Origin of the sequence: Streptomyces sp. NPDC048751 (assembly GCF_043198595.1) — a bacterium.
GTDB lineage: Bacteria > Actinomycetota > Actinomycetes > Streptomycetales > Streptomycetaceae > Streptomyces.
This window is the reverse complement of record NZ_JBICUX010000022.1, coordinates 25,643-45,017: the sequence shown is the minus strand read 5'-3', so window position 1 is coordinate 45,017 and position 19,375 is coordinate 25,643. Positions and strand designations below refer to the sequence as shown.

The following is a 19,375-nucleotide window of genomic DNA, read 5'->3' as shown; positions in this document are numbered from 1 at the left end:
GTTCGCGTATCTAACCTCCATCCTCATACGTAGATGACGTCTACATAGGGAGATGAGCGAGGGTGACCCTCGACCCGGACACGACCCGGCGGTTGCGGGACGGCATGGCGGGCGGCGTGCTGTCGTTCCCGCTGACGAGCTTCCACGCGGACGGCTCACTCGACCCCGACGGCTTCCGCACCCATGTCGCCGCCCAGATCGCCACCGCCCCCGGCGCCGTCTTCCCCGCCTGCGGCACCGGCGAGTTCTTCTCCCTCGACGAGGACGAGTACCGCCGGGTCGTCACCATCGCCGTCGAGGAGTCGGCCGGCCGGGTGCCCGTGGTCGCCGGCGTCGGCTACGGCTGGGCCCAGGCCTCCCGCTTCGCGCGCATCGCCGAGGACGCCGGAGCCGACGCCCTGCTCGTGCTGCCGCACTACCTCGTCGCCGCCCCGCAGGACGGCCTCGTCGCCCAGCTGGAGCACCTCGCCGCCCGCACCCGGCTGCCGCTCATCGCCTACCAGCGCGGCCAGGTCGCCTTCGGCGTGAAGGCCTTCAGGCGAATCACCGAGATCCCGAACGTCATCGGCCTCAAGGACGGCCACAGCGACCTCGACCGCCTCCAGCGCCTCACCCTCGCCGCCCCCGAGGGCTTCCTCTTCTTCAACGGCGCCGCCACCGCCGAGATCCAGGCCCGCGCCTACGCCACCGTCGGCGTCCCCGCCTACTCCTCCGCCGTGCACGCCTTCGCCCCCGAGATCGCCGACGCGTTCTTCACCGCCCTGCACGCGGGCGACGACAAGACCACCGACCGGCTGCTGCGCGACTTCTACGTCCCGCTCGTCGAACTCCGCGACCGGGTCCCCGGCTACGCCGTGTCCCTCGTCAAGGCCGCCGCCCGGCTGCGCGGCCGTCCCGTCGGCCCGGTCCGCGCCCCGCTCACCGACCCGTCGGCAGCCGACCTGGCCGACCTCAAGGCCGTCCTCACCACCGGACTCGACCTCGTAGGAGCCTCCCTGTGACCCGCGACCTGACCATCACCGAGGTCCGCCTGACGCCGATCCTGGTCGCCGACCCGCCCCTGCTCAACACACAGGGCGTCCACCAGCCGTACACCCCCCGCCTCATCGTGGAGGTGGTCACGGCCGACGGGACGACGGGCGTGGGGGAGACCTACGGCGACACCAAGTACCTGGAGCTGGCCCGGCCGTTCGCGAACAAGCTGGTCGGCCGCCCGGTGAGCGACCTCAACGGGCTGTTCGTCGTCGCCGAAGAAGTGGCCGTGGACAACTCCCGGGTCTCCGGCCAGGTCGACGTCGGCGGACTGCGCGGTGTCCAGACCGCCGACAAGCTGCGGCTGTCCGTCATCTCCGCCTTCGAGGTGGCCTGCCTCGACGCCCTCGGCAAGGCCCTCGGCCTGCCCGTGCACGCCCTGCTCGGCGGCAAGGTGCGCGACGCCGTCGAGTACAGCGCGTACCTCTTCTACAAGTGGGCCGACCACCCCGAGGGCGTGACGTCCGAGAAGGACGACTGGGGTGCCGCCGTCGACCCCGCCGGAGTCGTCGAGCAGGCCCGCAGGTTCACCGAGCGCTACGGCTTCACCTCCTTCAAGCTCAAGGGCGGCGTCTTCCCGCCCGACGAGGAGATCGCCGCGATCCGCGCCCTCGCCGAGGCATTCCCCGGCCACCCCCTGCGCCTCGACCCCAACGGCGCCTGGTCCGTGGAGACCTCACTGCACGTGGCGAAGGAGCTCGGCGACGTCCTCGAGTACCTGGAGGACCCCGCCCTCGGCACCCCCGCCATGGCCGAGGTCGCCGCGCACACCGACGTCCCCCTCGCCACCAACATGTGCGTGACGACCTTCGCCGAGATCAAGGAGGCGTTCCAGAAGGACGCAGTCCAGGTCGTCCTCTCCGACCACCACTACTGGGGCGGCCTGCGCAACACCCAGCAACTCGCCGCCATCTGCCGCACCTTCGGCGTCGGAGTCTCCATGCACTCCAACACCCACCTGGGGATCTCCCTGGCCGCCATGACCCATGTGGCGTCCACCGTCCCCAACCTCCACCACGCCTGCGACTCCCACTACCCCTGGCAGTCGGAGGACGTCCTCACCCAGCGGCTGACCTTCGAAGACGGCAAGGTCACCGTCTCCGACGCACCCGGCCTCGGCGTCGAACTCGACCGTGACCGACTGGAGTTCCTCCACCGGCGCTGGCTCGACGACGACGGCAGTCTGAAGGACCGCGACGACGCGGCCGCGATGCGGGTCGCCGACCCGGACTGGGTGACCCCTGCCGTTCCCCGCTGGTAATCCCCCCTCCGCCTGAGCACGATCGGAGCCGCTCGTGTCAGTAAAACCAGCTGTCCCCGTAGAACACCCGCCCGCCGTCCAGTCCGCCATCCGCAAGATCTTCCGCCGTGTGGTCCCCCTCTTCTTCGTGATGTTCGTCGCGAACTACATGGACCGCGTCAACCTCGGCTTCGCCCAGGACGAACTCCGCGCCGACGTAGGGCTGTCGGCCGCCGCGTTCGGACTCGGCGCCGGGATCTTCTTCATCGCTTACGCCCTTTTCGAGGTCCCCTCCAACATCCTGATGGAGCGGTTCGGCGCGAAGGTGTGGCTCACCCGGATCATGATCAGCTGGGGTGTGGTCGCCACCGCGATGGCCTTCGTCAACAGCGTGGAGACGTTCTACGCCCTGCGCTTCCTGCTCGGCGTCGCGGAGGCAGGATTCTTCCCCGCAGTCATCTACTACTTCAGCCGCTGGCTCCCCGACTCCCACCGCGGCCGCGCCACCTCGATCTTCCTGATGGGCTCCGGCACCGCCACCGTGATCGTCGGCCCCGTCTCCGGCGCGCTCCTCGAAATGCACGGCGTCTGGGGCCACTCGGGCTGGCAGTGGATGTTCTTCATCGAGGGCGTCCTCTCCGTCGTCCTCGGCTTCGTCGTCTACCGCTTCCTCGACTCCGGCATCGAGACGGCGAAGTGGCTCACCGACGAGGAGAAGACCGGCCTCGTCGCGGTCATCGACGCCGAGCAGGACGCCCGCGACGCCGAACGCGGCACCGGCACGCACGTCTCCCGCTGGAAGCTGCTCGCCGATCCCCAGATGCTGCTCTTCCTGTGGATCTACTTCGCGATCAACGTCGCCCTGTACGCGGTCACCTTCTGGCTGCCGTCGATCGTGGACGACATCGGCGGGCTCAGTTCCTTCCAGGTGGGCCTGCTCACCTCGGTGCCCTGGCTGTGCGCGATCGCCTCGGTCTACGTCAGCGGCCGCGTCTCCGACCGCATCGGCAAGCGCCGCCCGATCCTGATCGCCCTGCTGGTCCTCGGCGGCTGCGGCACGCTGCTCGCCGTGTTCGTGTCGCCGTGGGCGGGCCTGGGCGCGCTGTGCCTGGCCGCGATGGGCTTCAAACCGGCCTCCCCGATCTTCTGGACCATCCCGCAGAGCTACCTCGACGCCCGCGCCGCCGCCCCCGGCATCGCGCTCGTCAACTCCATCGGCAACCTCGGCGGGTTCGTCGCCCCCACCGCCTTCGGGCTCATCGAGGACGCCACCGGCTCCACCAAGGGCGGCCTGGTCGGCCTCACCGTCGTCGGCTTCCTCGCCGCGCTCAGCGTCCTGCTGGTCCGCGGCGGCGGCCGCAACGACCGGGTCCGTACGAAGCCGGCGAAGGCCCCGGTGACACCGGAACCCCGGGCGACACCGGGTGCGGCGCGAACGGCCCGTCCGGGACCGGCCGCCGCCTGACGAGAGGGGCGGTAGAGGCGGGACTGCCGCCCCGCTGTCGGTGGTCTGGTGCAGACTGGCTGGATCCGCACCATCGTCAGGGAGCGCATCGTGACCCCGTCCGTCGGAGAGGACCCCCGCAAGCAGCCCCAGGTCGACCCCCTGGCCGCCCTGCGTACACCGGGCGACCCGCCCTGGGACGTCTATCTCACCGGCACCGTCTTCCTCGACATCATCTTCACCGGGCTCGACTCCGCCCCGGTGCGCGGGACCGAGTCCTGGGCGCGCGGGATGGGGTCGAGCCCCGGTGGCGTCGCCAACATGGCCACCGCCCTGGCCCGTCTGGGCCTGCGCACGTCCCTCGCGGCCGCCTTCGGCGACGACCACTACGGCGACTACTGCTGGGACGCGCTCGCACAGGGCGAGGGCATCGACCTCTCCCCGTCCCGCACGGTCCCCGGCTGGCACTCCCCGGTCACCGTGTCCATGGCCTACGAGGGCGAGCGCACCATGGTCTCCCACGGCCACGAACCGCCCCCCGAGGAGCCCGCCCCCGAGGACCCGCCCCGCGCCCGCGCGGCCGTCGCCTCCCTCACCCCCGGCAAACGGGCCCCCTGGATCGCCCAGGCCGCGCACCACGGCACCCGCGTCTTCGCCGACGTCGGCTGGGACGACACCGGGGCGTGGGACCTGGCGGGCCTCGCCGACCTCGAACACTGCGAGGCGTTCCTGCCGAACGCGGCGGAGGCCATGCGCTACACGGGCGCCACCTGCCCGCGGGCCGCCGCGCACGCCCTCACCGAGCACGTGCCGCTCGCCGTCGTCACCCTCGGCGCGGAGGGCGCCTACGCGGTGGACCGGCGGACCGGGGAGAGCGCCGAGGTCCCCGCGATCGCCGTCGAGGCACTCGACCCGACCGGCGCCGGCGACGTCTTCGTGGCCGGCTTCGTCACCGGCACACTCGCCGACTGGCCGCTCGCCGACCGCCTCGCCTTCGCCGGCCTGACCGCCGCCCTGTCGGTCCAGGAGTTCGGCGGGTCCCTCTCGGCACCGGGGTGGGCGGAGATCGCCGCCTGGTGGAGCAGGGTCCAGTCGGTCGAGGGCCAGGACCCGACCGCCCTGCGCCGGTACGCGTTCCTCGCGGACCTCGTCCCCGAGGGGGCGGTACGACCGTGGCCGCTGCGGAGGGCCGTGCCGACGATCGGGTTCCGCAGGTCGGCGTGAGGCTCGCGGCGATGACCGTATCGGCACCGAAAAGCCCTACGGCGTTGTCAGTGGACCGTCGTACTCTGGATACCGCGAGGCCGCTCTCAGCTACGCGGCCGTGATGAGGAGGAACCGCAGGCCTTCAGCGCCGGCCCATGACTCAGACACCCACAGCTCACACCCCCGCGCAGGGGCAGGCGAGAGCACAGTTCACCGTCCCCGCCCAGCACCCCATGGTGACCGTCCTGGGGTCCGGTGACTCCCTTCTGCGCGTGATCGAGAAGGCCTTCCCGGCGGCCGACATCCACGTCCGGGGCAATGAGATCAGCGCGGTCGGCGCCCCCGCTGAAGTGGCCCTCATCCAGCGCCTGTTCGACGAGATGATGCTGGTGCTCCGCACCGGGCAGCCGATGACGGAGGACGCAGTGGAACGCTCGATCGCCATGCTCAGGGCGAGCGAGAACGGGGAGAGCGAAGGCCAGGAGACCCCGGCCGAGGTGCTGACGCAGAACATCCTGTCCTCGCGGGGCCGCACCATCCGGCCCAAGACCCTCAACCAGAAGCGGTACGTCGACGCGATCGACAAGCACACGATCGTCTTCGGCATCGGCCCCGCCGGCACCGGCAAGACCTACCTCGCCATGGCCAAGGCGGTGCAGGCCCTGCAGTCCAAGCAGGTCAACCGCATCATCCTGACCCGCCCGGCGGTGGAGGCGGGGGAGCGCCTCGGCTTCCTGCCCGGCACGCTGTACGAGAAGATCGACCCCTACCTGCGCCCGCTGTACGACGCGCTGCACGACATGCTCGACCCGGACTCGATCCCGCGGCTGATGGCGGCGGGAACGATCGAGGTCGCGCCGCTGGCGTACATGCGTGGTCGCACCCTCAATGATGCTTTCATCATCCTCGACGAGGCCCAGAACACCTCCCCTGAGCAGATGAAGATGTTCCTCACCCGCCTCGGCTTCGACTCGAAGATCGTGATCACGGGTGACGTGACCCAGGTCGACCTGCCGTCCGGCACCAAGTCCGGTCTGCGCCAGGTGCAGGAGATCCTGGAGGGCCTGGACGACGTCCACTTCTCACGCCTCACGTCCCACGACGTCGTACGGCACAAGCTCGTCGGCCGTATCGTCGACGCGTACGAGAAGTACGACACCAAGCACGGCACCGAGAACGGCACCCACAAGGGCGGCCGGGGCAGGCAGTCCGGGCCCAAGGGGAAGTAGACAGAAACCGCACCATGTCGATCGACGTCAACAACGAGTCCGGAACCGAGGTCGACGAGCAGGCGATCCTCGACATCGCCCGCTACGCGCTCGCACGGATGCGCATCCACCCGCTCTCCGAGCTCTCGGTGATCGTCGTGGACGAAGGCGCCATGGAGCAGCTGCACATCCAGTGGATGGACCTGCCGGGGCCCACGGACGTCATGTCCTTCCCGATGGACGAACTGCGTCCGCCGTCGAAGGACGACGACGAGCCCCCGCAGGGCCTCCTCGGTGACATCGTGCTGTGTCCCGAGGTGGCCGCCAAGCAGGGCGCCGAGGCGGAGACCCAGCACTCCATGGACGAGGAGCTCCAGCTGCTCACCGTCCACGGCGTGCTGCACCTGCTCGGCTACGACCACGAGGAACCCGACGAGAAGGCCGAGATGTTCGGCCTGCAGGCGGCCATCGTGGACGGCTGGCGTGCGGAGAAGGGCCTGACCGGCCCGTCCCCGGCCCCCACCGTGTCATGAGCCTCGCCCTCGTCACCGGCGCGATCGCCCTGGTCGTCGTCGCCTGGCTCGCCGCCTGCGCGGAGGCGGGCCTCGCGCGCGTCTCCAGCTTCCGCGCCGAAGAGGCCGTGAAGTCCGGGCGGCGCGGCAGCGCCAAGCTGATCCAGGTCGCCGCCGACCCCACCCGCTACCTCAACGTGTCGCTGCTGGTGCGCGTGGCCTGCGAGATGGCGGCCGCCGCGCTCATCACGTACGGCTGCCTGAGGGAGTTCGACGGCACCGCCGAGGCCCTCCTCGTCGCGATCGGCGTCATGGTCCTGGTGTCGTACGTCGCCGTCGGGGTCTCCCCGCGCACCATCGGCCGCCAGCACCCGCTGAACACGGCGACGGCGGCCGCGTACGTCCTGCTGCCGCTCGCCAGGATCATGGGCCCCATCCCGCCGCTGCTGATCCTCATCGGCAACGCGCTCACCCCGGGCAAGGGCTTCCGCCGCGGCCCGTTCGCCTCCGAGGCGGAGCTGCGGGCGCTGGTCGACCTCGCCGAGCAGGAGTCCCTCATCGAGGACGAGGAGCGCCGCATGGTGCACTCCGTCTTCGAACTGGGCGACACGCTCGTCCGCGAGGTCATGGTCCCGCGTACCGACCTCGTCGTCATCGAGCGCTACAAGACGATCCGTCAGGCCCTCACCCTCGCCCTGCGCTCCGGCTTCTCGCGCATTCCCGTCACCGGGGAGAGCGAGGACGACATCGTCGGGATCGTGTACCTGAAGGACCTGGTGCGCAAGACGCACATCAGCCGCGACGCGGAGAGCGAACTCGTCTCCACGGCCATGCGGCCCGCCGCGTTCGTGCCCGACACCAAGAACGCGGGTGACCTGCTGCGCGAGATGCAGCAGCAGCGCAACCACGTCGCCGTCGTCATCGACGAGTACGGCGGCACCGCCGGCATCGTCACCATCGAGGACATCCTCGAGGAGATCGTCGGCGAGATCACCGACGAGTACGACCGTGAGCTCCCGCCCGTCGAGAACCTCGGCGAGGACCGCTACCGCGTCACCGCCCGCCTCGACATCACCGACCTCGGCGAGCTGTACGGCCTGGAGGAGTTCGACGACGAGGACGTGGAAACCGTCGGCGGACTCCTCGCCAAGGCGCTGGGCCGCGTCCCCATCGCCGGGGCGTCCTCGCACGTCGACCTTCCCGACGGGCGCCGACTGCGGCTGACCGCGGAGGCCGCGGCCGGCCGGCGCAACAAGATCGTGACGGTCCTCGTGGAGCCGGACGGCAAGGTGGAGCCACTGGACCAGGAGGAGGCGAAAGCGGAGTGACCCCCCAGGAACTGCGCGCCCTCTGTCTGTCCTTCAACGCGGCGGTCGAGGACTTCCCCTTCAACCCGGAAACGTCCGTCTTCAAGGTCCTGGGCAAGCTCTTCGCCCTTTCGAACCTGGACGCGCGGCCCTTGACGATCAACCTCAAGTGCGACCCCGAGGACGCGATCAGGCTCCGCGCCGACCATCCCGGCCTCATCATCCCCGGCTACCACATGAACAAGCGCCACTGGAACACGGTGACGGTGGACGGCGGACTCCCCGATCAACAGGTCCGGGAGCTCATCGAGGACTCGTACGACCTGGTCGTGGCCGGTCTGCCGCGCGCGGAGCGACTGCGGTTGGACCGGCCCTGAGCGCGGCGGTGCGTGTCCGTATGCTCAGGGCATGACCGACAGCAACGCGCTCGACCCCGAGGACCGCAAGATCGTCACCCTGGCCCGTTCGGCCCGGGCCCGCAATGGTGTGCCGGAGGGCGCGGCCGTGCGGGACGAGACCGGCCGTACGTATGTGGCAGGCACCGTAGCCCTGGAATCGTTGCAGTTGAGTGCGCTGCGGACGGCGGTGGCGATGGCAGTGGCGTCCGGGGCGAAGTCGTTGGAGGCGGCGGCGGTCGTGACGGACGCGGAGTCCGCGTCCGCGGAGGACCGGGCGGCTGTGCGGGACCTTGGGGGTGCGGAGACGCCGGTGTTGGTGGCTGGGCCCGACGGGGTTGTTCGGCTGACTGTCTCGGCGGGCTGAGGTCCCTGGGGGCTCTGCCCCCAGACCCCCGTTCGGCCTGAACGGCCTCGTCCTCAAGCGCCGGACGGGCTGGATTGTGCCGGCCCGCACCAGAAACAACCCGCCAGACAGAAACCGCCAGACAGAACCCGTCAGAAGCCCAGCTTGCGCAGCTGCCGCGGGTCGCGCTGCCAGTCCTTCGCGACCTTGACGTGCAGGTCCAGGAAGACCGGAGTACCCAGCAGCGCCTCGATCTGCTTGCGGGACTTGATGCCGACGTCCTTGAGGCGCTTGCCCTTGGGGCCGATGATGATGCCCTTCTGGCTGGGGCGCTCGATGTAGACGAAGGCGTGGATGTCGAGGAGGGGCTTGTCCGCGGGGCGGTCCTCGCGGGGGAGCATCTCCTCCACCACGACGGCGATGGAGTGCGGGAGCTCGTCGCGTACGCCCTCCAGCGCGGCCTCGCGGATCAGCTCGGCGATCATGACCTGCTCGGGCTCGTCCGTCAGGTCGCCCTCGGGGTAGAGGGCCGGGCCCTCCGGCAGGAGGGGGACGAGCAGGTCGGCGAGCAGGTCGACCTGCTTGTCGGCGACCGCCGACACCGGCACGATCTCCGCCCACTCGAAGCCGAGTTCCCGGCCGAGCTGGTCGATCGCGATGAGCTGCTCGGCGAGCGTCTTGCCGTCGACGAGGTCGGTCTTCGTGACGATCGCGATCTTGGGCGTCTTCTTGATGGACGCCAGTTCCTTCGCGATGAAGCGGTCGCCGGGGCCGAGCTTCTCGTTCGCGGGCAGGCAGAAGCCGATCACGTCGACCTCGGCCCAGGTGGTGCGTACGACGTCGTTCAGCCGCTCGCCCAGCAGCGTGCGCGGTTTGTGCAGCCCAGGGGTGTCGACCAGGATCAGCTGGGCGTCCTCCCGGTGCACGATGCCCCGCACCGTGTGCCGCGTGGTCTGCGGCTGGTTCGCGGTGATCGCCACCTTCTGGCCGACCAGAGCGTTCGTGAGGGTGGACTTGCCCGCGTTGGGGCGGCCCACGAAGCAGGCGAAGCCTGCGCGGTGGGGAGCCTCCGACGATTCAGACGGCTTGGATGACTGGCTGCGAACGCTCATGGCGACCATTCTCCCTGATCCACAAGGCCCCACCGCACATCCGTCCGTCCACCGTCCGTCCACCGTCCGCCTACCGGGAGCCCACCGGCCACCCCGTGAGCTCCCGGAAACCTCCACGCAACGAAACGTCACGGAAACACACCTGTACGCGACCGGAAACGCACGCCGGTGACCCTCTGACGAGCCCCGACACCGTTGGAGACGACCGTGATCCTCGCCGCCCACCTCGCCGCAGGGCGTATCGACACCGGCGACACCGCCTGGCTGCTCGCCGCGACCGCCCTCGTCCTGCTGATGACCCCGGGTCTGGCCCTGTTCTACGGCGGCATGGTCCGCACGAAGAGCGTCCTCAACATGCTGATGATGAGCTTCGTGTCGATCGCCCTGGTCACGGTGGTGTGGCTGGCCGCCGGGTACTCCCTCGCCTTCGGTGACGACGCCGGCGGCGGGCTGATCGGCGGCCTGGAACACGCCGGCATGTCCGGTCTCGGGCCCGACAGCGTGCAGGGCACCGTCCCCACCGTGCTCTTCGCCACCTTCCAGCTCACCTTCGCGATCATCACGGCCGCGCTGATCAGCGGTGCGGTCGCCGACCGGGCGAAATTCGGGGCGTGGCTGGTCTTCGTGCCGGTGTGGGCGCTGCTCGTATACGTTCCCGTCGCCCACTGGGTGTGGGGCCCGGGTGGCTGGATCCTGGACCGTCTCGGCGCCCTCGACTTCGCGGGCGGCCTGCCCGTCGAGATCACCTCCGGTGCCTCCGGTCTGGCTCTCTGCCTGGTGCTCGGTCCCCGTCTCGGGTTCAAGAAGGACGCCATGCGTCCGCACAATCTGCCGATGGTCGTGCTGGGCGCCGGTCTGCTCTGGTTCGGCTGGTTCGGCTTCAACGCCGGCTCCGCCCTCGGGGCCAACGGTCTCGCCGCCGCCGCGTTCCTCAACACCCTCGCCGCGGGCTGCACCGGCCTGCTGGGCTGGCTCTTCGTCGAGCAGAAGCGCGACGGCCACCCGACGACGCTGGGCGCCGCCTCCGGCGCGGTCGCGGGCCTGGTCGCCATCACCCCGTCCTGCGGGTCGGTGTCCCTGCTCGGCGCGCTGGTCGTGGGCCTCGCCGCCGGTGTCGTCTGCTCGTACGCCGTGGGCTGGAAGTTCAGGCTGAACTACGACGACTCCCTGGACGTCGTCGGCGTCCACCTGGTCGGCGGGATCATCGGCACCCTGCTGATCGGCGTCTTCGCCGTCGACACCATGACCGGTGGCGCCGAGGGCCTGCTGTACGGGGGCGGGCTCGGGCAGCTCGGGAAGCAGCTGGTGGCCGTGGTCGCCGTCGGGGCGTACGCCTTTCTCGTCACCTACGGCATCGGCAAGCTGATCGACAAGGTCATGGGCTTCCGCGCGAGCGAGGAGCAGGAGTACAAGGGCCTGGACCTTACGGTGCACGCCGAGACCGCATACGATCACGGCGTCCTGGGGCATGGCGCCCCGGTCACCGCGTCCGTCCTCTCCTCCGCGCAGAAGGCCAAGACCCAGGCATGAAGCTCATCACCGCGATCGTCAAGCCGTACCGCCTCGACGAGGTCAAGACCGCCCTCCAGGAGCTCGGCGTGCACGGCCTGACCGTGACCGAGGCCAGCGGGTACGGCCGGCAGCGCGGCCACACCGAGGTATACCGCGGCGCCGAGTACCAGGTCGACCTCGTCCCCAAGGTCCGTATCGAGGTCGTCGTCGAGGACGCCGACTCCGACGCCGTCATCGACGCGATCGTCAAGGCCGCGCAGACGGGGAAGATCGGGGACGGAAAGGTGTGGGCACTGCCCGTCGAGACGGTCGTACGGGTGCGGACGGGCGAGCGCGGCCCCGACGCGCTCTGACGAGGAGCACCCCGCCCACCACTCCGGCGGCGAACGCCACCGCCACCACCAGCCACGGCAGCGCGAAGAAGGACGCCCCGGCCGACTCGCGGGTGTCCTTCGCGCTCGCCGTGAGCGTCACGTCGCCCCAGTCGAGCTGGGGCGCCCCGCGCCAGGGCTCGCTGAGCCGCACCTGCTGCCCGGGCAGCAGTTCGGAGGGGACCCCGGCCAGGTCGCGGGTGAGGAGCGTACGGCCGAACAGGCCCTGGGCCCGCAGCTCCACCCTCGGGTTGAGGGTGACGTTGCCGGTGTTGCGCAGGGTGTAGGAGACGGTCGCCGTGCTGTCGCCGAGGCCGGGGACGAGGGGCTGGTGGTGGGAGACGCGGACGCCCTCGACGGAGATCGCGGGCAGGGTGGGCCCGTTCACCCGGAGGTAGACGCGGGCGCCGACGGCCCGCCGTACCCCGACGGCGAGCGAACCGTCACCGGCGTCGACGCGCTCGTCCAGGGCCACCAGCGCACCGGGATGGTCACCGGGCTCGGCGCCCTCGGGCACGCGGAGCGTGAACGGCACGGTGACCGACTTGTCGGCGGGCACCGTGATCCGGGACCTGCCGGGCTTCCCCCAGGCGCCCACCCCTCGCATCCGCTCCTTCTCCGTCCGCACGGCGAACCCGCCGTCGCGTTCGGTGTTGTACGCGTCGGCCGCGTACAGGCGGAAAGTCAGCGGTTTCGCGGTCTTGTTGGCGACGACGATCTTGTCCGTGATCGTCTGCCCGGGGTCGGCGGAGAGGTAGAAGTACGGACGCTCCGAGACGCCGGAGGAGACCGGGTACACGGACCAGCTGCCGTTGTCGGCGGCGTGCGCGGGGGCGGCGACCAGCAGACACAGCAGAAGGGGCAGGAGGAGGGCGTACGGCTTGCGCATGGGTGCGGACTCCCACGGACCGGACGGAAGAGGACGGGACGAAAGGGGACGAGGCGAAAGGGGACGAGGCGGACGGGCGGGTGCGGACCCGTGGGGACGGGGCGCCCGTACGGTGATCAGCTGAGCGTGAGGGTGAGGACCGCCGAGTACGACCCCGGAGGCGTGAACGCCGGTACGTCGAGCGACAGCCCGGCGTCGACCGTGAACTCACCGCCGGTGAGCGTGCCGTCGGGCGTGGACGCCAGGGTCGCCCCCGAACCGCCGACCGGGCCCGGTGAACCGGCCCGGCAGGTGCTGGGGCTGCCCGCCTTGGTCGCGCAGGCCGGCGTCCAGCTCAGCTTCCCGGCGTCGATCTTGGCGCCGGGGCCGGTGAAGTCGGTGACCTTGCCGGTCAGGGACCAGCCCGCGGGTCCGCCGCGGAAGTCCTTGACGGTCACCGTGCGCAGGTCGCCCTTGGAGGCCCCGCCCTTGCCGAAGTCGACGCCCGACAGCTGGACGGCGTCCCCGGCCTGGGACATGGACAGCGTGCCCGCCTTCACCGTGGTGGTGAGCTTCTGGCTGCCGGCCGGGACGGGCGTGTCGTCGATGACGACGTACGCGACCGGCCCGGCGCCCTTCGCCGCGTTCCACTCGGTGCCCTCGTAGGCCACGACCCCGCTCGTCGTCTTGTCGTTGACGACGAGCGCGCCGCTGATGGCGCCCTGGGCGCTCGCGGTCACCGTCGCCTTGTCCGCGGTCTGGGTGCTCCCGGACCGCCCGGCGAGGGTGACGGTCGCGCCCGCGGTGAAGCCGCTGCCGGTCACGTGGACGCTGTCACCGGGCTTGCCGGACGCCGAACCCAGGGTGATGGCTCGGGTGTTGGCGGGCGGGTCGCCCACCGCGGTGACGGTCTCGGAGACCGGCGCGGGCGGGCTGGTGACCGTGCAGGGGGTGTCCAGCTCCAGGATGTAGCTGGTGTGGATGTTGTAGTCGCCGGGCGAGAGGGTGATCGCGCCGGCCTTGGTGACCGTGAACGTGCCGGTCATCGAGAAGGACGGGAAGGCGCCCTTCCCCGGCACCGGGTCGTTCTTCTTCGGCCCCGTGACGGTGACGTCGCCGGTCTGCGCCCCGCCGAGGGTGACCTTGCCGGTCGGGGTCATGATGTCGGCCGGCAGGGCGAGGTCGGTGGGGTTGCTGGCGGCGGGCTTGACCACCGTGTAGGTCACGGTGACCGTGTCGCCGACCTTGGGGCTGGTGTTGTCGACGGCGATACGGCCGGTGGTGGTGCCGTCGATCGGCGGGATGCCCGCGATGGGCGGCGGGATGCAGTGCGTCATGTAGTCCACGTCGGCGGACTGGGCGGACACGGCGCCGGCCGGCGCGGCCAGTGCGCCGCCCGCGGTGACCGCGAGCGCGGTCGCCCCGAGCAGTGACGCCAGGCGGCGTCTTCGGGTGGTCTGACCCATGGGTGCCCCCTCCTGAGGGATGGGCGCAGCGGCTCTTCTGCGCCGACAAGGGGCATTGACGTGGAGGCGGTGTGAGAAGTCAATGGAGATGCGGCAGGAAAACTGACGGGTCGTCACCTTCCCTGCCGCGCCTGCTCTGTGCTCGGCGGGCTCAGCCTGCGCTCGGCCTTCGCTCGGCTTCGGTCAGTCGAACACGAAGGGTCCGGGCGACTGCGGTGCCTTGGCCGTACAGGTGATGGTGATGCCCAGGACGACCATCTTGAGCGAGCCGCCGTAGGTCTCCAGCTTGTCGCCGGAGGCCACGGTCCCCGGGAGTGGGCCGACGGTGATGGGGTCGCCGACGGCCATCGCCGGGTTCACCTTGCCGCTGAAGACCCTGCTGCCGCCCCCGGACTTCACCAGGGTGAGGGTGGACGTGATCGAGTCCTTCGCCAGCGCGATCGGCGCCTTGATCGCGGTGGAGGTGAGGGTGAGGGTGGCGGCGGTGCCGTTCTGCGTGGCCGTGAGCGTGGCGGCTCCGCCACCGAAGATGCCGCAGTCCGCGGTGATCGTCGCCGCCTGGGGGGTGACGGCGACGGCCGCGGGGGCGAGCGCGACCCCGCCGAGCGCGAGCACCCCGACCGCCACTGCCGCACCTGTTCCGATTCGCTTGCCTCTCATCTGCTTGGGGCTCCCTTCGCGGGTGAGTGTCGACCGACGGCCTGCGAGCGGGTGGGTGCGGGCACGCTGCTCGACCGGCTGAAAATCTGACGGTCCGTCGGATCCATGGCTTCATTGATGCGCGGGGGAGAGGGGGCGGCAAGGGTGAATTCCGGACTACTCGTACGGCGTCCCGGAAGGCTCCGGAGACAGATCCTGAAGCCCCACCACCCGCAGCAACTCCAGCCGCTCGTACGACTCCGTGCCCGGGCGGGCCGTGTGGATGACCAGGAGCTGGTGGTGCTCGTGGCTGAGCAGCACCTCGCAGTCCAGCTCCAGCAGGCCCACCACGGGGTGCAGGAAACGCTTCGTCGCCCGGTTGCGCAGGGACACCTCGTGCTCGTCCCACAGGCGGGCGAACTCCTCGCTGGACGCGAGGAGTTCGGCGACCAGCGCGGCCGGCTCGGGGTCGTCGGGGCGGGCGGCGGCGACCGCGCGCAGGTTGGCCACGTGGGCGCGGGCGTGATCCGCCCGGTCCTCCTCCGGGAACAGGGTGCGCGCGTCCGGGTCCAGGAAGTAGAGGCGGACCACGTTGTGCTCACGCCGGGGGCGGGACATCACGTCGCGGGTCAGTGCCCTGCCCATCGCGTTCTGCGCCAGGATCTCGCCGCAGTCGGTCACCACCTGCGCCGGGGTGTCGTGCAGTCGGTCCAGGATCAGCATCAGGCCGGGCGGGACGTGCGCCGACGCCGTCTCACGGCGCGGGGGCTCCTCGCCGGCCAGGTGGAACAGGTGGTCGCGCTCGTCGTCGGTGAGGCGCAGGGCGCGGGCCAGCGCGCTCAGCATCTGCCGGGACGGGCGCGGGCCACGGCGCTGTTCCAGGCGCGTGTAGTAGTCCACCGACATGCCCGCCAGCTGCGCCACCTCCTCGCGGCGCAGGCCGGGCGTACGGCGGCGGGCGCCCGGCGCCAGCCCCACGTCCGAGGGGGTGAGGCGGCCGCGGCCGCGGCGCAGGAAGTCGGCGAGTTCGGGTCGGTTCACCTCTCCAGCGTGGGGCAGCCCGCCCGGCTTATCCAGGGACTGCCGGTCCCCCGATCGGGAGGTCTCTCCCGGTCGCGGTGACTTCGTCGAAGGCTGGTCACCGACGAACCGACGACAGGAGCAGAACATGCTGACATTGGTGACGGGTACGACGGGACAGGTCGGCCGCCGTTTCGTGCCGAGGCTGCTGGCGCAGGCGCGGCCGGGGGATCGGGTACGGGTCCTGGTGCGCGACGCGGACCGGGCGGAGCGGTTCGCGGAGCTGGGCGCGGAGGTCGTCCTCGGCGATCTGCGCGACACGGAGGCGCTCGGCAAGGCGGTGGCCGGAGCGGACGCCGTCGTGAACGTCGCGGCGGCCTTCCGCGGGGTGCCGGACGAGGAGGCGTGGGCCGTCAACCGGGACGCGGCACTGGAACTGGGCCGTGCCGCACAGACCTCCGGCGTGCAGCGGTTCGTGCAGGTCAGCACGGGCCTGGTGTACGGCGTCGGGCGGGGCCGCCCGCTGACCGAGGACGACGAGATCCAGCCCGGCGGCTCCATGTGGGGCGCCTACGCCGAGTCGAAGGGGATCGCCGAGCGGGAGCTGCTCGCGCTGGAGGGCCTGGACGTGCGTGTCGGCCGGCTCGCCTTCGTCTACGGAGAGGGCGATCCGCACCTCGCCCAGTCCCTGATGTGGGCCGGGAACTGGGCGGCGACCCAGAAGCTGCACATGGTCCACCACGCGGACGTCGCCCAGGGCCTGCTGCGCCTCCTGCACGCGCCGGGTGCCGACGGCCGGATCTACAACATCGCCGACGACGCCCCCGTCACGGCGGTCGAGCTGCACCAGCTCAACGGGGTCGACGTCCCGGCCGAGCTCTACGACCACACGGACCCCGACCCTTTCTTCCAGCTGACCTCCACCGAACGCATCCGCCGCGAACTCGGCTACCGCCCGCTGTACCCCAGCGTCTACGCGGCCCGGGAGGCCGGAGCGCTGTAGGCCGGTCCACCGGGTCAGCCCACCGGTCGGCCCACCGGATCAGTCCACCCCGCGGATCCGCCCCACCAGCACCGCCCCCGCCAGCCCGATCACCGCCGCCACCAGGTACAGCACCCGGTAGCCGCCCAGGTGGCTCACGATCGGCGCGGCGAGGGCGGGCGCCGCGACCTGGGGCAGGGCGTTGGCGACATTGATGACGCCGAGGTCCTTGCCCCGGTCCAGCGCCCGCGGCAGGACGTCCGTCATCAGCGCGAAGTCGACGGAGGTGAACACACCGAAGCCGACGCCCAGCACGGCCGCCGCGACGATGGCGCCCGGCCAGGTCTGCCACACCGCGAGCCCGGCCGTCGCCACCGCCATCAGCACCCCCGACCAGATCACGAACGGCTTGCGCCGCCCCACCCGGTCCGACCAGACGCCCCCGACCACGACCGTGGCGAGCAGCGTCACGCCGTTCACGGCCGTCAGGATCAGCACGCCCTCGTCGGGGTCGCCGTAGTCCAGCCGGTCGCGCAGGTAGTAGAGCAGGTAGAGCAGCACCAGCGCGTTGCTCAGGTTCATCAGGAACCGGGTCAGCCAGGCCCAGCCCAGGTCGGGGTGGCGGCGCGGGCTGAGCCAGAAGCCGGCCAGGAAGCCGCGCCAGGACCAGGGCGGCCGGTCCGCCTCCGGCAGCCGCAGGTCCGCGTGGCGCAGCACGTACGGCAGCACCCCCACCGCCGTGAACACCGCGCACGCCACGTACCCGGCCCCGACACCCCCGGCGACCGTGGCGAGGCCCGTCCCGCCGACCACGCCCAGGATCTGTGCCGCGCCCAGCCAGCCGCCCACCGAGCCCCGCTGGAGCCGCGGCACCCGGTCCGGGACCGCCGCCGTCACCGCCGCGAAGGCCGCGTTCAGGGTGAGCTGGACCAGGCACCAGCCCAGCGCCATCGTCCACACCCCGTCCGCCGCCCCGAGCAGCAGCAGGGACAGCGCCCCGCCCGCGGCGCCCGCCACGATCCACGGCGTACGGCGGCCGTGGCGGGAGGTCGTACGGTCCGACAGCGCCCCGAAGAGCGGGTTCGCCGCCAGCGACACCACCGCGCCGACGCCCGTCACCCAGGCCAGCATCGTCTCCTTGGACATGCCGGAGCCGGGCGCGAAGTCCTTGGCCTGGGAGGCGAGCAGGATCTGCAGGGGGCCGTACCAGCCCACCCAGATCGCCCCGTTGGCCAGCGAGAGGGCCGAGGTCCAGTCCCGGCCCACCCGCTCGACGGGCTCGGTGAGGGCGGTCGCCGGGGCCCGGCCCGCCGTCGTCATCTCTGCGCCCGCAGCACGTCCCGGTACCAGGCGTACGACGCCTTCGGGGTCCGGGCGAGGCTCTCGAAGTCCACGTGGACCAGCCCGAACCGGCGGGCGTAGCCCTCCGCCCACTCGAAGTTGTCCATGAGCGACCAGACGAAGTACCCGCGCACGTCCACGCCCGCCTCCACCGCCCGGTGCAGTGCCCGGATGTGGCTGTCCAGGTAGGCGATGCGGTCCTGGTCGTCGACGCCCTCGTAGCTGCAGCCGTTCTCGGTGATCACGACCGGGGGGAGCCGGTCCTTGTAGCGCTCCCGGAAGCCGGTCAGCAGCTCTGTCAGCGCCTCGGGCACCACCGGCCAGCCGAAGTCCGTCACCGGGACGCCCTCGATCTCCTGCACGGAGAAGGGGAGTTCCGCCGGGATCGTCAGACCGCCGAACTCGATGTCCGTGCCCTGCGGTGCGCCCACCCGGGTCGGCGCGTAGTAGTTGACGCCGTACCAGTCCAGCGGCTCCCCGATGACCTTCAGGTCGGCCGCGACGTCCCCCGGCATCAACTCGCCGATGCCCTCGGGGTATTCGCCCAGCAGGACGGGGTCGGCGAACAGGCGGTTCAGGAGCAGGTCGTAGAAGTCGGCTGCCTCCAGGTCCGCCTGCTCCCGCGAGGCCGCCCAGGTCGGCCCGTGCGAGTTGGCGATGCCGATGTCGGTGGCGCCGGCCGCGCGCAGGGCCCGTACGGCCAGACCGTGGGCGAGGAGCTGGTGGTGGGCGGCGGGCAGCGCGTCGAACATCAGCTGCCTGCCGGGGGCGTGCGCGCCCAGGGCGTGCCCGAACAGGGTGTGCTCGGCGGGCTCGTTGAGCGTGATCCACTTCTGCACGCGGTCGCCGAGACGCTCGGCCACCACGGACACGTACTCCGCGAAACGCGAGGCCGTGTCCCGCTCCAGCCAGTCCAGCGCGACCGGCAGGTCCCAGTGGAAGAGGGTCGGGACGGGGCGGACGCCTGCCGCCCACAGCTCGTCCACCAGACGGTCGTAGAAGTCCAGGCCGCCGGGGGAGTTCACCCGAGGCCAGGAGATCGAGAAGCGGTACGCGTCCACGCCGAGGCCCTTGAGCAGGGCCACGTCCTCGGGGTAGCGGTGGTAGTGGTCGCAGGCCACCGCCGCCGTCGAGCCGTCCTTCACCCGCCCCGGCTCGGCGGAGAAGACGTCCCACACGGACGCCTCACGTTGGTCCGCCGCGCCCTCGATCTGGTGGGCCGAGGTCGAGACACCCCACAGGAAGCCGGCCGGGAACGGGGGGATCGGGTTGCTTGCGTCAGTCGCCATGCGCCGGATCATCCGTACCAGCGGTAACGGAAGTCAACGCCCTTGCCCGGAACTGCGGTTACGTCCCTCGCTCCGGTGATCGACT

The 19,375-nt window shown here is 71.2% G+C and carries 19 protein-coding genes; 12 read left to right on the top strand and 7 right to left on the bottom strand.

Features of this window, described 5'->3' with window-relative positions:
- Positions 1 to 62: 62 nt before the first annotated feature.
- From ACGFNV_RS42290 to ACGFNV_RS42250, 9 genes are all read left to right on the top strand, one after another.
- The gene (locus ACGFNV_RS42290) at positions 63 to 1,001 is read left to right on the top strand and encodes a 5-dehydro-4-deoxyglucarate dehydratase (RefSeq protein WP_393630475.1); all 939 of its coding nucleotides are present in this window, start codon (positions 63 to 65) and stop codon (positions 999 to 1,001) included.
- Positions 998 to 2,293 carry a glucarate dehydratase family protein gene (locus ACGFNV_RS42285; protein WP_393630473.1) on the top strand — a complete coding sequence of 432 codons (1,296 nt, stop codon included), beginning with the start codon at positions 998 to 1,000 and terminating at the stop codon, positions 2,291 to 2,293. Before ACGFNV_RS42290 ends, ACGFNV_RS42285 begins: the two co-directional genes overlap by 4 nt.
- A gap of 109 nt (positions 2,294 to 2,402) precedes the next feature.
- Positions 2,403 to 3,737 (top strand): MFS transporter, encoded by a 1,335-nt coding sequence (locus tag ACGFNV_RS42280; RefSeq protein ID WP_393630578.1) that lies wholly within the window; start codon positions 2,403 to 2,405, stop codon positions 3,735 to 3,737.
- Between the two features lie 90 nt (positions 3,738 to 3,827).
- Entirely contained in the window at positions 3,828 to 4,940 is a 1,113-nt protein-coding gene (locus ACGFNV_RS42275) for a carbohydrate kinase family protein (RefSeq protein WP_393630471.1), read from the top strand.
- A gap of 137 nt (positions 4,941 to 5,077) precedes the next feature.
- Entirely contained in the window at positions 5,078 to 6,151 is a 1,074-nt protein-coding gene (locus ACGFNV_RS42270; RefSeq protein ID WP_393630469.1) for a PhoH family protein, read from the top strand.
- A 14-nt stretch (positions 6,152 to 6,165) separates the two neighbouring features.
- A complete protein-coding gene (gene ybeY, locus ACGFNV_RS42265) occupies positions 6,166 to 6,663 on the top strand; it encodes an rRNA maturation RNase YbeY (RefSeq protein ID WP_133926373.1) in 498 nt (165 codons plus the stop codon).
- Positions 6,660 to 7,970 (top strand): hemolysin family protein, encoded by a 1,311-nt coding sequence (locus tag ACGFNV_RS42260; protein ID WP_393630467.1) that lies wholly within the window; start codon positions 6,660 to 6,662, stop codon positions 7,968 to 7,970. The genes ybeY and ACGFNV_RS42260 overlap by 4 nt, the downstream gene beginning before the upstream one ends.
- Positions 7,967 to 8,326 (top strand): MmcQ/YjbR family DNA-binding protein, encoded by a 360-nt coding sequence (locus ACGFNV_RS42255; protein ID WP_393630465.1) that lies wholly within the window; start codon positions 7,967 to 7,969, stop codon positions 8,324 to 8,326. The genes ACGFNV_RS42260 and ACGFNV_RS42255 overlap by 4 nt, the downstream gene beginning before the upstream one ends.
- Before the next feature lie 31 nt (positions 8,327 to 8,357).
- Positions 8,358 to 8,711 carry a cytidine deaminase gene (locus ACGFNV_RS42250; protein WP_393630463.1) on the top strand — a complete coding sequence of 118 codons (354 nt, stop codon included), beginning with the start codon at positions 8,358 to 8,360 and terminating at the stop codon, positions 8,709 to 8,711.
- A gap of 131 nt (positions 8,712 to 8,842) precedes the next feature.
- On the opposite strand, the gene era is transcribed toward ACGFNV_RS42250, so the two are convergent.
- Positions 8,843 to 9,811 carry a GTPase Era gene (era, locus tag ACGFNV_RS42245; RefSeq protein ID WP_393630462.1) on the bottom strand — a complete coding sequence of 323 codons (969 nt, stop codon included), beginning with the start codon at positions 9,809 to 9,811 and terminating at the stop codon, positions 8,843 to 8,845.
- Between the two features lie 186 nt (positions 9,812 to 9,997).
- On the opposite strand from era, the gene ACGFNV_RS42240 reads away from it, so the two are divergent.
- Together ACGFNV_RS42240 and ACGFNV_RS42235 are read left to right on the top strand one after the other, a co-directional pair.
- Positions 9,998 to 11,332: an ammonium transporter gene (locus tag ACGFNV_RS42240; protein WP_393630460.1), complete on the top strand. Its 1,335-nt coding sequence runs from the start codon at positions 9,998 to 10,000 to the stop codon at positions 11,330 to 11,332.
- Positions 11,329 to 11,667, top strand: coding sequence for a P-II family nitrogen regulator (locus ACGFNV_RS42235; protein ID WP_133926381.1), 339 nt, complete (start codon positions 11,329 to 11,331; stop codon positions 11,665 to 11,667). The genes ACGFNV_RS42240 and ACGFNV_RS42235 overlap by 4 nt, the downstream gene beginning before the upstream one ends.
- On the opposite strand, the gene ACGFNV_RS42230 is transcribed toward ACGFNV_RS42235, so the two are convergent.
- The 4 genes from ACGFNV_RS42230 to ACGFNV_RS42215 all read right to left on the bottom strand — a co-directional run bounded on the left by ACGFNV_RS42230 (position 11,561) and on the right by ACGFNV_RS42215 (position 15,699).
- Positions 11,561 to 12,574 (bottom strand): WxL protein peptidoglycan domain-containing protein, encoded by a 1,014-nt coding sequence (locus ACGFNV_RS42230; RefSeq protein ID WP_393630458.1) that lies wholly within the window; start codon positions 12,572 to 12,574, stop codon positions 11,561 to 11,563. The genes ACGFNV_RS42235 and ACGFNV_RS42230 overlap by 107 nt on opposite strands.
- A 116-nt stretch (positions 12,575 to 12,690) precedes the next feature.
- The gene (locus ACGFNV_RS42225; RefSeq protein WP_393630456.1) at positions 12,691 to 14,019 is read right to left on the bottom strand and encodes a beta-xylosidase; all 1,329 of its coding nucleotides are present in this window, start codon (positions 14,017 to 14,019) and stop codon (positions 12,691 to 12,693) included.
- Between the two features lie 183 nt (positions 14,020 to 14,202).
- Positions 14,203 to 14,679, bottom strand: coding sequence for a hypothetical protein (locus ACGFNV_RS42220; RefSeq protein WP_393630454.1), 477 nt, complete (start codon positions 14,677 to 14,679; stop codon positions 14,203 to 14,205).
- 156 nt (positions 14,680 to 14,835) lie between these two features.
- A complete protein-coding gene (locus tag ACGFNV_RS42215) occupies positions 14,836 to 15,699 on the bottom strand; it encodes a helix-turn-helix transcriptional regulator (RefSeq protein ID WP_393630452.1) in 864 nt (287 codons plus the stop codon).
- Between the two features lie 127 nt (positions 15,700 to 15,826).
- Here ACGFNV_RS42215 and ACGFNV_RS42210 point away from each other — a divergent pair, with 127 nt between their 5' ends.
- On the top strand, positions 15,827 to 16,681 hold the full coding sequence (locus tag ACGFNV_RS42210) for an NAD-dependent epimerase/dehydratase family protein (RefSeq protein ID WP_393630450.1): 855 nt from the start codon (positions 15,827 to 15,829) through the stop codon (positions 16,679 to 16,681).
- A gap of 39 nt (positions 16,682 to 16,720) precedes the next feature.
- On the opposite strand, the gene ACGFNV_RS42205 is transcribed toward ACGFNV_RS42210, so the two are convergent.
- Both ACGFNV_RS42205 and ACGFNV_RS42200 read right to left on the bottom strand, forming a co-directional pair.
- Positions 16,721 to 17,980 carry an MFS transporter gene (locus ACGFNV_RS42205; RefSeq protein ID WP_393630448.1) on the bottom strand — a complete coding sequence of 420 codons (1,260 nt, stop codon included), beginning with the start codon at positions 17,978 to 17,980 and terminating at the stop codon, positions 16,721 to 16,723.
- Positions 17,977 to 19,302 (bottom strand): GH1 family beta-glucosidase, encoded by a 1,326-nt coding sequence (locus ACGFNV_RS42200; RefSeq protein WP_393630446.1) that lies wholly within the window; start codon positions 19,300 to 19,302, stop codon positions 17,977 to 17,979. Before ACGFNV_RS42200 ends, ACGFNV_RS42205 begins: the two co-directional genes overlap by 4 nt.
- Between the last annotated feature and the right edge of the window lie 73 nt (positions 19,303 to 19,375).

Coding starts and splice junctions, on each gene's coding strand:
- ACGFNV_RS42270 (WP_393630469.1), top strand. CDS start 5,078: ATGACTCAGACACCCACAGCTCACACCCCCGCGCAGGGGCAGGCGAGA.
- ybeY (WP_133926373.1), top strand. CDS start 6,166: ATGTCGATCGACGTCAACAACGAGTCCGGAACCGAGGTCGACGAGCAG.
- ACGFNV_RS42260 (WP_393630467.1), top strand. CDS start 6,660: ATGAGCCTCGCCCTCGTCACCGGCGCGATCGCCCTGGTCGTCGTCGCC.
- ACGFNV_RS42250 (WP_393630463.1), top strand. CDS start 8,358: ATGACCGACAGCAACGCGCTCGACCCCGAGGACCGCAAGATCGTCACC.
- era (WP_393630462.1), bottom strand. CDS start 9,811: ATGGTCGCCATGAGCGTTCGCAGCCAGTCATCCAAGCCGTCTGAATCG.
- ACGFNV_RS42235 (WP_133926381.1), top strand. CDS start 11,329: ATGAAGCTCATCACCGCGATCGTCAAGCCGTACCGCCTCGACGAGGTC.
- ACGFNV_RS42230 (WP_393630458.1), bottom strand. CDS start 12,574: ATGCGCAAGCCGTACGCCCTCCTCCTGCCCCTTCTGCTGTGTCTGCTG.
- ACGFNV_RS42225 (WP_393630456.1), bottom strand. CDS start 14,019: ATGGGTCAGACCACCCGAAGACGCCGCCTGGCGTCACTGCTCGGGGCG.
- ACGFNV_RS42220 (WP_393630454.1), bottom strand. CDS start 14,679: ATGAGAGGCAAGCGAATCGGAACAGGTGCGGCAGTGGCGGTCGGGGTG.
- ACGFNV_RS42210 (WP_393630450.1), top strand. CDS start 15,827: ATGCTGACATTGGTGACGGGTACGACGGGACAGGTCGGCCGCCGTTTC.
- ACGFNV_RS42205 (WP_393630448.1), bottom strand. CDS start 17,980: ATGACGACGGCGGGCCGGGCCCCGGCGACCGCCCTCACCGAGCCCGTC.
- ACGFNV_RS42200 (WP_393630446.1), bottom strand. CDS start 19,302: ATGATCCGGCGCATGGCGACTGACGCAAGCAACCCGATCCCCCCGTTC.